We start from the raw sequence: 13102 nt of genomic DNA, 5'->3' as shown, positions 1-13102 counted from the left end.
GACCGGGATTCCGGGCCAGGCTCCCTTGCGCATGATCGAGGTCCGGATTCATCCGGTGAGGATTCGCGGCAGCCGGGGCGATCGGGCGGAGGGCGGAGGTCATGCTGATGCGCCCGTCCTGACGCTGGACGCCGATGGCAAGGTTGTGCGGGCCGCCTTGATGCGAGGGAGGCGACCGATGTGAACGAGCCGTCCCCGGACAGTGCGCTCGCGGACGTAGTGCAGGAGAGTTCCGATCTCCCGTGCCCTCTGATCGACGGTCTCGGTCGGCCTGGTTGTCATCCGGATCGCGTTATCGCAGATGATGTCAGGCTTGGCGGGCGTAGGAAGCGAGGCGATCTGCGAACGCTTCGATGAGGTCGCGCAGTTCATCGGGGCGCTCGATGACGAACGGCCGGTCGAGTGCGGCGAGTACCGGAGGCAACCAGTCAAGCCGCTCCGCCCGTAGCTCGACGCGCAGCCAACGCTCGGCTCCCCGGTCCTGACCTGATGGGGGCTCGTGCTCCTCGAGCTTTGCGACGCTGGCGGGAAGGTGGGCGCGGATCTGTTGAGCTGTCCCGTAGATCCGCAAAGTCACTTTGTGCTGGTACTCGGCCGCAGCGAACCCTGACAAGACACGCTGTGCCGGACCGGGACCTGCGGGCGCTTCGAAAGTGCCTGGCAGCGTCCTGGCGTCTGCGATCCGATCGAGCCGGAAGGTTCGGTCCTCGCCGGTCTGGGCGTCCATGCCCGTGACATACCACCGGCCTGAATGGGCGACGATCCCGTACGCATGGAGCGTGCGTTCGGTGCGCCGTCCGTGGCGGTCGGTGTAGCGGATCGAGACCGGTCGGCGGTGGCGCACCGCATCGGCGAAGGTGAGTAGGACCCCAGTGTCCGGGGTGTCGAACTCGCCGGGCTCATCGGTGAAGGCGAGAGTCTCGAGGAGTGTGTCCAGCCGGCGGGCGATGTGCTTGGGCAGCACTCGCCGGATCTTCGCCGATGCCGTCTCGTTTGCCGTGTGCTCTGTCGACGTCAACCCGGCTCGACGGCCGGCGACCAGGCCGAGCAGCACGGCCAGCGCCTCGTCGTCGCTGAGCATGAGCGGAGGCAAGCGGTACCCGGGGGCGAGTCGGTACCCGCCGTAGCGGCCGCGCACCGATTCCACGGGCACGCCCAGGTCGGTCAGATGCTCCACATACCGTCGCACGGTGCGCCCTTCGACGCCGAGCCGGTCGGAGAGTTCGGCAACAGTCCGGGTGCCGCCCGATTGCAGCAGCTCCAGAAGTGTCAGCACGCGGCCAGTCGGTCGAGCCATGTGTACAGCCTAACGCGAATACCGGACCGATTCTGTCCGCTATTTGTCCTAGCCTGCGAAGCGCATGCCTTCAGCACAACCGAGGAGATCCCATGGACTTCGTCTCGATCCGCATCATCACCAGCGACGTAGCGCGGCTTGTCGACTTCTACGAGCGAGCTACAGGGGTGCGGGCGACGTGGGCCACCGAAGACTTCGCCGAGCTCAAGACGGCGGGCGCAACACTCGCGATCGCCGGCACCCGCACTGTCCCGCTGTTCGCCCCGGGCTCCGCCCGCCCGGCGGACAACCAGAGTGTGATCACTGAGTTCCTCGTTGACGACGTGGATCGCGTTCACCAGAACCTGACGGGTTTCGTCACCGACTTTGTCAACGAGCCCACCACGATGCCGTGGGGCAATCGATCGCTGCTGTTCCGTGATCCCGACGGCAACCTCGTCAACTTCTTCACCCCCGTCACCCAAGCGGCTATGGAGAAGTTCGCACGTTGACGCCACGCATAACCGCGTTCATCGGGGGCTCCGGGATCTCAGGGCCCCCGATGAACGCTGACGCGAGTCAGTGAGAGCCACCAGCAGGGGACGGATCGCACCGATACCCCAGGAGGCTGTCTGAGCTTGTGCCTACGGGATCGACGCCGGGCGTTCGAACGCGCATGTCGTCGCGGAAGCCGGATTCTCCTGCTGCTGCCTTGCCAAGTGGCACGCCCGCTGGGGCGCCCGGCGAGAACGGACTGCTCGACCACTCCTCCTGCCCGACTACCAGTCCAACCCGCCCCCGTGGTCATCCTTAACTTGGCGGAATTGTCCCGGCGACTGACCAAGCACCGTTCCAGGCGACTTGCCGCGGCCTACGTCCTCGACGGCGGCGAACTCACCGATACCCGGCGCGTCCCAGCGTGTCTCACCGACCAGCGCACCGATCGGCGCGTGGCGACGGCCGATGAATGGTGTAAGGAGATGACACCAGTCAACTTCAAGCGGCTCGAAGGGATCAACGCCGCACGGGAAACGCGAACAGCCGTCTGCCTCGAAGGTCTCCAACGAGCTCATCATCCGCAGTCGGCAGATCATCGGGCTGGAACTTGAGGTGATCGGTGAACTCGTGGCGGAGCTAGGCCCGTTGTGACCCACTTGCAGCCAGCCAAGCGCCACCCTTGTTGTCGGTCCGCCTCCGGGATAGCCTTGCGATCTTCATGGGGGCAGGGGAGGCTCCCGTGACAACAGGGGGTTCTCCTTGAATACCGCGAAGGACAAGAGACCGAGAGCGGCGGGGGCCCTGAAGCGGAGGCGCAGGGGTGGCGGCGCCTGGATCAAGATCTTCTTTCTCGTCCTGCTGCTCAGCGGTGTCGTCGTGCTCTTCCGGATGGGCGGGAACGTGGAGCGCGTCAACACGATGTGGGTAGGCGCCGAGGTCGCCGCTGACGGCGGCATCCGCGTCACCGAGGTCGTCGACTACGACTTTGGAGAGCCCGACAGCACTCGGCACGGCATCTACCGCGACCTGCCGGATCTGAGGTACGACGAGGACTACGCCAAGGTCAGCGTCACCATGGACGGCGCCCGGGTCCCGTGGGAACTCACCGCCGGGGACTACTACGAGAAGCCGAACGGCCAGCGGGAGATAGCCACTCGGATCAAGGTGGGCGACCCCGGCGGCTCGGTCACCGGCCTGCACCGGTACCGCATCCGTTACACGCTCACGGACGTGGTGAAGAAGGGCAAGATCGCCTGGGACGCTGTCGGCACCGGTTGGCGGGTCGACCGCTCGAACGTGGAGATCCACGTCGTGGCCCCGTACGAACTCACCGGTACACGCTGTGTGCACGGCACCAACGGTTCCGAGGACGCCTGCACCGCCGGCGGGAGCGGTACTGGGCGGCTGGACGTCACCCTTGACAAGCTGAAGGGGCACGAGGGCGTCACCCTCTATGCCTCCCGCGGGCAGAAGCAGACCGGCGCGAAGGTGGCCCTGCCCGCGCCGCCCTCCGGAAAGGCCGTCGGCACAACGGTGGAAAGCCCGCTGCGGGTGGGCTTGCTCGCGTTCGGATTCACGGTGGTCTGCGCCGCCGTGACGATATTGCTGCTTCGTTTCCTCGGCCGTGACCGGATCGTCGAGGAAGGACCCGACGGCAGGCCTGGCCGGATGCGGCGCGTCGCCCTCGACCGGCTCGCCGCCTCGCTCACGCCGTCGCCCGTGCCCCCAGCCGAATTGACCCCGGCACAGGGCGGGATCCTGCTCGATGAACGGGTCGCGAATCGCCACCAGGTGGCCTGGCTCCTCGGCGCGGCGATCGACGGACACGTCGGCATCGAGGGGACCGAACGGCATCCCACGCTCACGCGTCGCGAGCCGGCCGACGCCCCCGCCGACCCGCTCGCCAGAGTCGTCTTCGGCAGCATTTTCTCGGGACGCGCCTCGGTCACCCTGGGCTTGCGCGACGCGCAATTCCGGTCGGCATGGGAGAGCCTCCACCGCGGGCTGACACAGTGGCAGGTCGACAGCGATCTGTGGGACGCAGCCGCCGCGCGTCGGGCCCGCATCGGACGCACCATCGGCACGGCCGCCACCCTGCTCGGCTTCGTCACGACAGCCGTCGGGGCCTGGCTCAGCGGCCATCGGAACGCGGCCGGCTGGCCGGTCCTCGTGGTGGGCCTGATCGCCGTGGGTGCCGGCTTCGCGCTGCGGCTGCGCTCCTGGGAGCTGCAGACCCGCACCCCGCGCGGCACCGCCCTCTGGCTCCGGACGGAGGCGTTCCGGCGCTATCTCATCGACCCCTCCTCTCCCCAGTACGACGAACCCCACGACGAGAGACGACTGAAGCTGTACACCGCGTGGGCGGTCGCCCTGGACGTGGCTTACGCGTGGGACGGAGCGATCACCGACTCGACGGCCACCCCCGTGCACCGCTCGACCCTCGTGGCCGGGTTCGCCCCAGGCTTCGCCCTCGGCCTGATCACTGCCGCCGCGATGTCCAGCGCCACCCCTGCCTCCACCAGCAGCGGTGGCGGAGGCGGCGGCGGAGGGTCCGGTGGCGGTGGAGACGTCGGTGGGGGTGACGGGGGCGGAGGCGGTGGGTCCTGGTGACCTCTGGTACTTGTAGAGGCATGGCGCAGGCAGGCTTCTGCGCCGCCACGACGATGAGTGGGCCAAGGTCCCGTTCGTGGTGGAGCAGGTCCAGACCGACAACGGCCAAGAGTTCGGCCAAGCCTTTCACTGGCACCTGCTCGACAAGGGCACCGGGCACGTCCGGATCAAGCCCCGAACCCCACGGTTGAACGGCTAGGTCGAGCGATCCCAACGCATCGACTTCGAAGAGTTCTACCGCCTCCTGGCAGGCCAGGTCATCGACGACGTCAACCTCTTCACCAGCAAACTGCAGGAGTGGGAGGAACTACTACAACTACCATCGCCCCCACGGCGCCCTCGCCGACCAGACCCCCTACGAACGCCTACGGCAAATTGCCCAGGACCCCCTGTCATAGGCGTTCGTCAGCTGCACAAATAGGCCGTGTCCGGTGAAGGGACTCTTCCTTCCTCAGCGCGTGTGGGAGTCGTCACTCTTCCGCGCCGTCACGCTCGAACTGCCCTGGCCGCCGGATGACCTGCTCGCGTCGTCCAACCGGCTCCAGCTCAAGACCGCCGCCACGACGAACACCGGGGCGAACACGATCCTCGCCGAAGCGGGCCGCACCAAGCGGATCCGCAACACCGCCAAGACCGGCCTCGACCACCGCAGCGAAAGCTGAACTCGGTCCACCCACTGCTCTTGACTATTGCACCCGCGGTACGCTCCACGACCTCATCCCCGATGCACACAGGGTCCGCACACCCTGACCCAGGCACGCTGCGTACCGGCGTTACGGCTCGTCAATGATCAGACCGCAGGAGGAGACCACATGACCATCTCCCGCAAGGTTCCCGGGCTGCCCTTCTCTCTCTCGCCGTCGTCCGGCGAGGCGTGGACCATCGACGAGGCGACCGCCACGGTGACAGCCGCAGCGAGCGCCCACAGCGACATCTTCATCGATCCGGGAGCGGACTCTCAGCTCAACGCCGAGTCCATGCTCAACGCAGCGACCCTGCTCGGCGTCCCCCCGGACTGTGATTTCCAGTTCAGCGCACGCGTCACCGTCACCTTCGAGTCCACCTTCGACGCCGGCGTGCTGCTCGTGTGGATCGATGACCGCCACTGGGGAAAGCTCTGCTTCGAATACTCCCCAGACCGCCAGCCCATGATCGTCTCTGTAGTCGCCCGCGGCGTCGCGGACGACGCCAACGCCTTCGCTGTCGACGGCCGGACGGTGTGGCTGCGCATCTCCCGGATTGATCACGCCTTCGCCTACCACGCATCCCTCGACGGCAAGGTCTGGCGAATGATCCGCTTCTTCACTCTCGACGACACGTCCACGCCCGCCTCCATCGGCTTCGAGGCGCAATCGCCGACCGGTGACGGCTGTATGGTCACCTTCGACGACATCCATTTCACCCGCGAGCGTCTGCGCGAACTGCGCGACGGCTCGTGACTCAGGGCCTGGCAGGTGCAGCTTCCACAGCCCGGAGCAAGAGCCGGCGGACCGCGGGCAGCCCGGCTGCGGGCTGGCGATTGGCCTTCAAGCTGATCGAGTCCGCTCAGCAGCGTTGGCGGGCGGCCACTGCACTCCATCTGGCCGCCCTCGTGCGGGTCGACGCCCGGTTCGACAGCGGCGTCCTGATCGAGCGTCCGGGGGCTGCCGCCTGATCACGCGTCACTCGAATGACAGTGAATGACAGCTGCTTTTGCCGCTCCCGCCTTCTTGACCCCCGGTTTGTCCAACGGGGGACACGATCGCCTACCCGGATTCGGCCACGCTCGCGTTCAGCGAGTTCACAAGATCCAGCGCCAGGCCGTCGCCGATGGCGGCCACCTGGTGATTCACCCCGCAATTAGCTAGGTTGCCCTCACCTCGTCCGATTCTCACAGGGGGGAGTGGCAGCCGTGCGGCAACAGCACAAGACCTTCCAGGCGATCGAGGTCGGCGACGGCGGCGACGGGCGGTGGGCCGCCTACGCCCGCGCCCTGTGGCAGGAGATGGAGGGCTTGCTGACTGCGGAGGGCAGGACTCCGCAGGGCGCGGATCGTGTTCGGGCGCTGTTCCGTGCGCACATGCCGGAACTGGTCCCGGTTCTGGACCGCCTGGCCGGCCAACTCGACCGGCCCGAGGCGGAAGCCTTCCTCACCCACGCGGCACTGCGGCCGTTCTCCCAATCCTGCACCCAGATCGGCCAGAACGGCACTCTGCTGCGCAACTATGACTTGCCGCCCGATCAGTGCGAGGGGACCATCGTCTCCTCCTGCTTCCTGCGCCCCGTGATCGGGATGCAGGACATGCTGTGGGGCATGCTGGACGGGATGAACGACGCCGGACTCGCGGTCTCGCTCACCTGGGGCGGACGTTCCGTCTACGGACGTGGCTTCGCCATTCTCATCGTGGTGCGCTACCTGCTGGAGACGTGCGACACCGTCGATGAGGCGGTCGGCAGGCTGCGGTCCCTACCGGTCGCCGTCCCACAGAACCTCACCCTCGTCGATCCCGTGAAGGCGGTGACGGTGTTCGTGGGGCCGGATATGTCACCGACGGTGGCGCAGGATGCCTGCGCCGCCAATCACCAGCACTTGCCGGTGACCGACGAGCAGGAGCGGGCCCTGCACACACAGGAACGGCTGCGCGCCATTCGCGCCGCAGGTGCGGACGTGGCGGCGATGCTGAAGCCGCCGCTGTATCGATCCGTCGACGAGCAGGGGTCGAGAACGCTCTACACAGCCCGCTACCGGCCCGTCGAGGGCCGTGTGACGTACTACTGGCCCGGTGAGTCCTGGCAACAGTCCTTCGGCGACTTCGCACCCGGATCCCGCACCGTCACCTTGGACCGGGCCGACTGAGAGGCTGCCCGGACTCCTGCTCACCCCTGCACGAAGAACTTGCAAGAACGTGATTTCACCTGCCGCCGACGGGCCCTCTCTCGGCTGGCCCTGCCACGGCCGCACGGTGGACCGGCAGGGGCTCGGCAGCGCTTCACTGGTCGGACGAGCACCCCGCCCGATACACCTCGACAAGGCGTCTCTCGCTACTTGGTCACCAATCCACAGGTCTTGACAATTGCTCCTCGGGTTTGCGACCACTCGAGGGCCAGGAGGCCCGGTGTTCCAGTCTTGCGTGACATCCCCGTCTCATTCAACTCCCACGTGCCGTCATGCGATTGCCTCGCGCACAGGTTCGAAACCGCGCCCGACCGACCGGAGAGGGTGCTGGTGTACCCGTCGGACACGACGCACGCGGAGTGGGCAGTGGTGCGGGACGCGATGCCGGTGCCTGTGGTGGAAGGCGTGATGGACGAGTGCCACGCGCGGCGCCACTACGATAATCACTCAGGAGACGCAGATCCCCTCGACAAATCGCGCGAATGACTGACGTACCTCACACGCCGCCATAGACCAGCTTGGTGAAGAGGTCCGGGCCGATGATTCCCTGCCCCCACTTGGCGTCGAAGGGCTGGGTGGGCTTGGCCGCAATGGTCTGCTCAACCGTGAGGCCCCTGCCCTTGAGGTCGGCGACGCGGTGGCGAATGGCGACGAGCATATTGCGGTACTCCACCAGATCGGCGCGCCTTCCCACCGGCCCGTGCCCGGGAACGACGATCGTGCTGTCGTCCACCATCGCGATGTTCTGGTTTGCAGCCCGGATCATCCCGTCGATGCCGCCGCCGGCCTCGTGGTCGATGAACGGGTAGAGATCGTTCCAAAAGGTGTCGCCGGTGAACAGCACGTTCGCCCTGGTGAAATAGGCGGAGAGGTCGCCGTCGGTGTGGGCGGGGCTGTAGTTACGCAGCCGCACCTGCTCTTCATGGACGGTGAACGTCTTCTCGGAGGCGACGAGCACGGTCGGTCGGGCGGCGGCAGGGACTGGGGTGAAGGTGTGCGCCCATTCCACCACCCGGATGGACTTGCTCAGGTTGCGCAGGGTATTGGGCGTGGCAACAATCGTCGCCCCATGCTCGTGGACCCAGATGTTTCCGTCCGTGTGGTCCCAATGGTAATGGGTGTTGACCAGGTAGCTGATGCGGGAAGCCCCGAGCTTCTGCAGGGCGTTTTCCAGCCTCTGGCGAGGTGCGCGCGAGCCGGAAGCTGCGGCGATACCGGCGTCCACCATGAAGGCGCCGTCCTTGCTCGGCAGCACGCCGATGTTTCCGCCTGACCCCTGGAGCAGGTACACACCGCCCCGAAGCGGCGTCACGGTGATGGGGTCCCGGGCGGCGGCAGCGTTGAGTACGGCGTAAGGGTTTTTCTGCTGTTCCTGCACGCTGGGCGGCGGAGTACTACCTGATGCAAGTGAGGGTGGCGCGCCCAGGGAGCATGCCGCCAGAACCGTGGCGATCGCGGCCTTCCCCAGGGTGTTCATCTCCCGTTTCATGATCGAAGCTCCTCTCCCTGCCGCCCATCGCAGGAAGGTCGTCCTGTGATGGTCTTCGGTGGCGCCTCCGGAGGCGGAGCATCATCCATCGTCCAGCAGCTCAATCGCGCGAACGCGTCCAGGCCTCCGTTCGGTACATTAGCTGCGACACGCCAAGTGCTCCAGCCGGACTTCGTGATCTTGTTGGGTGGGGGAGCGGAGCGGACCGGCCCAACCAGGGCGGGGAGTCAGCGCCCGCCAGGTAGCCTGACGCAGTCTCGCCGTTCCGGGGCAACCGAGCACGAGGGCGCCGTGGCTCACGTCCGAGCAGGCCGACCTCACACTGCAGATGGCCGGCATCAACACCGGCTACGACCAGGCCGTCCTGCGCGGTGCACCGGACACCGAGCAGTACTCACTCCTCTACTGCCTCGAGGAGCAACTGATCGCCGTCGAAGCGATCAACTCACCTCGCGACAGAATCCTCGAACGCAGTGGCACCGTCCCACCACGCGCGGCCGCCGACCCGACACTGCCGCTCAAGGGATTCCTCCGGATCGCCTAATCCGGTGCCTGGCGGCATCCGCCACCAGGCGTCGCCCTGAAGACACCCTTCACCGTCCCGGGTCACCGCGGGGACAGCGGGCGACCGAGGACCTCCACGAGACGGAGGACGCACGGGACCAGGATTCCTCCGCGGCGGATACGGCAGCCCGGCCTGTTGCCGACTACTGAAGGTGACGGCACAGCCGCAGGCCACGGCACTGCAGGACCCGCAGAAAATCGCAGGCGCCGCCGTACGCGCGTCTCGTACCATCGGCCCGCACCGAACCGTCGAGTATCGCCAAGGACTTTGTGAACCACTCCGATCTGAGCGCCAAGGTTTTCTCGCTCGCGGCCGGTATGGCCGCCTCCGACCACAGTCCGGACATCCAGCTGTTACAGACTCGCCACCGCGCCGGGCTCGTGGCGAACTGGCACATTGCGCCCGGCTCAAACATCCTCGAACTGGGCTGCGGCCAGGGCGACCTGACCGCCGTCCTCGCGGAGGTGGCCGGACCCCAAGGGCGCGTGGTGGCCGTCGACGTGGCCGACCCCTCCTACGGGGCACCGGTCACGCTAGGGGAATCGGCAGCCCGCCTCGCGGCGGGCCCCCTCGGGCCGCGCATCGACTTCCGCTTCAACACTGACATCCTCGACCCATCGGTCGACTTCCCCGAAAACACCTTCGACCATGTGGTGCTCGCACACTGCTCGTGGTACTTCGCCTCACTTCGGCAACTGCGAGACACACTGGCCCGGGTACGTCCGTGGGCGAAGCGACTGTATTTCACCGAGTGGGACCTGACACCCGCTTCCGGCGACCAGTTGGCACACCTCCTCGCCGTGCTGATCCAAGGCCAGATCGAGGCCGCGGGGTCACACGGCCAGGGCAACGTCCGCACACCTTTCTCCCGTGAAGCGCTGCTGCGACTCCTGCCTGAGGCCGGCTGGACGGCCGAAGACACCGGACTGGTCGATACCGAAGAGCTCCAGGACGGCGACTGGGAAATCGCCGCCTGCCTCGACCTCGCGGGAACGCAGGAACACCTGGCCCCGCTGCCCGAGCCGGTACGGCAACTCGTCCTGAGTCAGGCCGACGTTCTGCGGGCCATCGCCAAGCCCGGCGGCAACCGCGCGCTCGCCGCATACTCCCTGACCGCACACTGACACACCGTCTCAGCGGCCGACAGGCCGACGTCCAGCGAGAGAGGAAGCTGCCCGGCACGCCAGGCGGCGTTTGACGCAGACGACCCGACGGGCGCCGGCCACGGCTCCGTCGCCTCGCCCGCCCGGCTTCCCGGCGGCGGCAGGAACAGTCACGGTGGGCTGCCGCGGCGTGAACCGTACGGACGGCGACGCGGCCGGCCGGCCCCGTTCGGCCAGGCGCCTCGCCTTGGACCGCACCCCTCGATCTTCGCCGGAACCCACTCCAACCCCAGCCCGGACGCGATCTCCTTCGCCGACACCCCCTCACCACCTCCCGGACAGGACTCCGCCGGCTCCGAGATCCGCCGGTGATCCGGCGCGAGCGTCTCCACCGTCATCCCCTCCCCGAAGTGCGGCACGAATCCCCGCGCGCCCGGGACCGCGGTTGCGGCATTGCGTCCGCAGTCCTACCCAGGCCGCCCCCGGTCGCCCACGGCTGGAGACGACGTGAGGCCGGGGAGGCCTGGGACCGAGCCTCCGATGCCACGCCTGCCGTTCCGCCGTCGATCGAGAGCGCGGGTGCGGTCGTGCTATGGGCGCCGGAGGACGGTGGCGACTTCGTGCCCTGCGGCAACAGCGTTGCTGCCACCGACTTCCGCGCCGCGGGCGCCTGGGCCGTCACTCCTTGACCGCCGTCACTCCTTGACCGCGCCCGCATTGGCCCCTTGCACGAAGTAGCGCTGGAAGCAGAAGAAGAGCGCTGCCACCGGCAGTGTGGAGAGCAGGGCCGCTGCCAGTTTCAGTGGGTACTGGGTGCCGCCGCCGAGTCCGCCCGACACGAACCGTGCGAGTCCGGTCGTGAGCGTCTCGTACTGGCTGGACTGAGTTGCCACCAGGAAGTGAGTGAACTCGTTCCATGAGCCCTGGAACGACAGGATCGTCAGGGTGATGAGTGCGGGTCGCGCCATGGGCAGAACCACCGACCAGAAGATCCGGAAGACGCCCGCACCGTCCACCCGGGCGGCTTCCTCGACTTCACGGGGGATCGACTCGAAGAACTGCTTCATGATGAAGATGCCCGCCGTGTCGACGAGCAACGGAAGAATCATGCCTGTGTAGGTGTCGAACAGCCCGAAGGTGTTGAGGACGAGGAACTTCGGGATCAGCAGTGCCACGCCGGGTACGGCCATCACTGCCAGGACGAAGCCGAACAGCAGTGACCGGCCGGGAAATCGCAGCCGTGCCAGCGCGTAACCCGCCATCGAGTCGAACAGCACCCGACCGGCGGTGACCAGGACCGCGACGAACGCGGAGTTGCCCAGCCATCGGAAGAACGGCACCCCGTCCCCGGCCCGACTCAGCCCGAACAGCCGCTGGTAGGCGGCGGTCGTCGGGGTCGACGGCACCAGCGCCAGAGGATGCGAGGCCGCGTCCGGGTCGGTCTTGAACCCGGTCACCAACTGGATGGCGAACGGGAGCACGTACAGCAGGCCGAGCGCCACGACCAGTGCGTAGCCCAGAATCCGCCAGAGCAGCGGGAACCTGCCGAGAACCGGACGGCTCGGCTGCCGAACGGCGTCGGTCGTGGTCGTCATCGGTTCCTCCCGGGGCCGGTGTTGCGCTCTCGCAGGGCCCAGCGCTGCACGGCGGTCATGCAGAGGATCAGAGCGAGCAGTACGAAGGCGATGGCCGCGCCCTGTCCGAAGTCCGCGTCGTCGAATGCGGCCGAATACGAGAGGAAGGCAGGTGTCAGCGTCGTATTGCCGGGGGCGCCCTGACCCATCACGTACACCTGGTCGAAGACCTGCCAGGTGGCGATCAGCCCCAGGGTGAGGACGAGGAAGAGGACAGGCCGCAGCGCAGGCAGGATTACGTAGCGCAGCATCTGGAAGCGGTTGACGCCCTCGATGGCGGCCGATTCCTCCAGCTCCCGTGGGATGTCCTGGAGGGCGGCGAGGAAGATCAGCATGAAGGTGCCGGAGGTCGTCCAGACGGCGAGCAGGATGAGCGTGCACATCGCGACGGACGGGCCGGACAGCCACTGGTACCAGGACAGGCCCATGAACGAGTGGGAGGCGAGCACGCCGGTGGGATGGTCGGGGTCGACCAGGCCCAGCGCGTCGAGCAGTAGAGACAGCACCCCGCGCGGGTCTGCGAACCAGTTCGGGCCCTTGATCCCGATCCAGGACAGCATAGTGTTGACGGCGCCGCTGCCTTGGAAAAGGAAGAGGAAGACCGTGGACACCGCGATCGAGCTCGTGACGGAGGGGAAGAAGAACACGGTGCGCAGAGCACTGCGACCGCGCAACATCCGCTGGTTGACGACGAGCGCCAGCACCAGGGCGAGCGCGGTCTGGAGCGGCACCGTGAGCAGTACGTAGTAGGCGGTGTTGCGCAGTGAGGTCGCGAACAGCGTGCGGTCGAGACCGTCCCGGGTGAGCAGCGACCGGTAGTTGTCGAGCCCCGCGAACTCGGTCTGCCCACTGAAGGGGTTGGACTGTCCGTCCCAGTGCAGCAGGCTCACCCACAGCGCCATCAGGATGGGCAGGACGAGGAAGAGGCCGAGGACGAGCACCATGGGGCTGACGAACAGCCAGCCCCACGCGCCGTCGCCGTGCCGGTGGGCCGCACGCGGAGCACGGCCCGCACGGGGCGCTGTGGTGGAACCGGACCCGCCGGACGTGTC

The 13102-nt window shown here is 67.3% G+C and carries 11 protein-coding genes and 3 pseudogenes; 9 read left to right on the top strand and 5 right to left on the bottom strand.

The features are described from left to right. Positions 1-307: 307 nt before the first annotated feature. Positions 308-1297, bottom strand: a complete 990-nt coding sequence (locus ACSHXN_RS00660; RefSeq protein ID WP_356111629.1) for a helix-turn-helix transcriptional regulator — start codon at positions 1295-1297, stop codon at positions 308-310. A gap of 92 nt (positions 1298-1389) precedes the next feature. Here ACSHXN_RS00660 and ACSHXN_RS00655 point away from each other — a divergent pair, with 92 nt between their 5' ends. Then, positions 1390-1788 (top strand): VOC family protein, encoded by a 399-nt coding sequence (locus tag ACSHXN_RS00655; RefSeq protein ID WP_355132293.1) that lies wholly within the window; start codon positions 1390-1392, stop codon positions 1786-1788. A 267-nt stretch (positions 1789-2055) separates the two neighbouring features. Here the strand turns inward: ACSHXN_RS00655 and ACSHXN_RS00650 are convergent, their stop codons facing one another. Beyond that, a complete protein-coding gene (locus ACSHXN_RS00650) occupies positions 2056-2340 on the bottom strand; it encodes a hypothetical protein (RefSeq protein WP_438302392.1) in 285 nt (94 codons plus the stop codon). 193 nt (positions 2341-2533) lie between these two features. On the opposite strand from ACSHXN_RS00650, the gene ACSHXN_RS00645 reads away from it, so the two are divergent. From ACSHXN_RS00645 to ACSHXN_RS00620, 6 genes and pseudogenes are all read left to right on the top strand, one after another. After that, a complete protein-coding gene (locus ACSHXN_RS00645; RefSeq protein ID WP_438302391.1) occupies positions 2534-4384 on the top strand; it encodes a DUF2207 domain-containing protein in 1851 nt (616 codons plus the stop codon). Positions 4385-4448: 64 nt separating this feature from the next. Further along, positions 4449-4782, top strand: a pseudogene (locus ACSHXN_RS00640) (integrase core domain-containing protein); the annotation flags it as partial. Positions 4783-4815: 33 nt separating this feature from the next. Then, entirely contained in the window at positions 4816-5046 is a 231-nt protein-coding gene (locus ACSHXN_RS00635; protein WP_438302390.1) for a hypothetical protein, read from the top strand. Between the two features lie 150 nt (positions 5047-5196). Beyond that, on the top strand, positions 5197-5823 hold the full coding sequence (locus tag ACSHXN_RS00630; RefSeq protein WP_355132288.1) for a DUF1349 domain-containing protein: 627 nt from the start codon (positions 5197-5199) through the stop codon (positions 5821-5823). Between the two features lie 32 nt (positions 5824-5855). After that, positions 5856-6038 (top strand): annotated as a pseudogene (locus tag ACSHXN_RS00625) (IS256 family transposase); the annotation flags it as partial. A gap of 237 nt (positions 6039-6275) precedes the next feature. Further along, positions 6276-7220, top strand: a complete 945-nt coding sequence (locus ACSHXN_RS00620) for a C45 family peptidase (protein WP_355132286.1) — start codon at positions 6276-6278, stop codon at positions 7218-7220. 535 nt (positions 7221-7755) lie between these two features. Here ACSHXN_RS00620 and ACSHXN_RS00615 read toward each other — a convergent pair. Further along, positions 7756-8748 carry an MBL fold metallo-hydrolase gene (locus ACSHXN_RS00615; protein ID WP_356111619.1) on the bottom strand — a complete coding sequence of 331 codons (993 nt, stop codon included), beginning with the start codon at positions 8746-8748 and terminating at the stop codon, positions 7756-7758. Between the two features lie 304 nt (positions 8749-9052). On the opposite strand from ACSHXN_RS00615, the pseudogene ACSHXN_RS00610 reads away from it, so the two are divergent. Together ACSHXN_RS00610 and ACSHXN_RS00605 are read left to right on the top strand one after the other, a co-directional pair. Further along, positions 9053-9292: pseudogene (locus tag ACSHXN_RS00610) on the top strand (oxidoreductase C-terminal domain-containing protein); the annotation flags it as partial. 290 nt (positions 9293-9582) lie between these two features. After that, positions 9583-10437 (top strand): class I SAM-dependent methyltransferase, encoded by an 855-nt coding sequence (locus tag ACSHXN_RS00605; RefSeq protein WP_438302389.1) that lies wholly within the window; start codon positions 9583-9585, stop codon positions 10435-10437. Between the two features lie 674 nt (positions 10438-11111). Here the strand turns inward: ACSHXN_RS00605 and ACSHXN_RS00600 are convergent. Continuing rightward, on the bottom strand, positions 11112-12011 hold the full coding sequence (locus ACSHXN_RS00600) for a carbohydrate ABC transporter permease (RefSeq protein WP_356297488.1): 900 nt from the start codon (positions 12009-12011) through the stop codon (positions 11112-11114). Continuing rightward, a complete protein-coding gene (locus ACSHXN_RS00595) occupies positions 12008-12994 on the bottom strand; it encodes a carbohydrate ABC transporter permease (protein ID WP_438306408.1) in 987 nt (328 codons plus the stop codon). The genes ACSHXN_RS00600 and ACSHXN_RS00595 overlap by 4 nt, the downstream gene beginning before the upstream one ends. Positions 12995-13102: the final 108 nt, after the last annotated feature.

Origin of the sequence: Streptomyces sp. HUAS TT11, assembly GCF_051553595.1 — a bacterium.
Taxonomy (GTDB): Bacteria; Actinomycetota; Actinomycetes; order Streptomycetales; family Streptomycetaceae; genus Streptomyces.
This window is presented reverse-complemented; position numbering and strand designations above follow the sequence as displayed.

Bases quoted from the DNA above. Each gene is read 5' to 3' on its own strand.
- ACSHXN_RS00660 (WP_356111629.1), bottom strand. From the start codon at position 1,297: ATGGCTCGACCGACTGGCCGCGTGCTGACACTTCTGGAGCTGCTGCAA.
- ACSHXN_RS00655 (WP_355132293.1), top strand. From the start codon at position 1,390: ATGGACTTCGTCTCGATCCGCATCATCACCAGCGACGTAGCGCGGCTT.
- ACSHXN_RS00630 (WP_355132288.1), top strand. From the start codon at position 5,197: ATGACCATCTCCCGCAAGGTTCCCGGGCTGCCCTTCTCTCTCTCGCCG.
- ACSHXN_RS00615 (WP_356111619.1), bottom strand. From the start codon at position 8,748: ATGAAACGGGAGATGAACACCCTGGGGAAGGCCGCGATCGCCACGGTT.
- ACSHXN_RS00600 (WP_356297488.1), bottom strand. From the start codon at position 12,011: ATGACGACCACGACCGACGCCGTTCGGCAGCCGAGCCGTCCGGTTCTC.
- ACSHXN_RS00595 (WP_438306408.1), bottom strand. From the start codon at position 12,994: ATGGTGCTCGTCCTCGGCCTCTTCCTCGTCCTGCCCATCCTGATGGCG.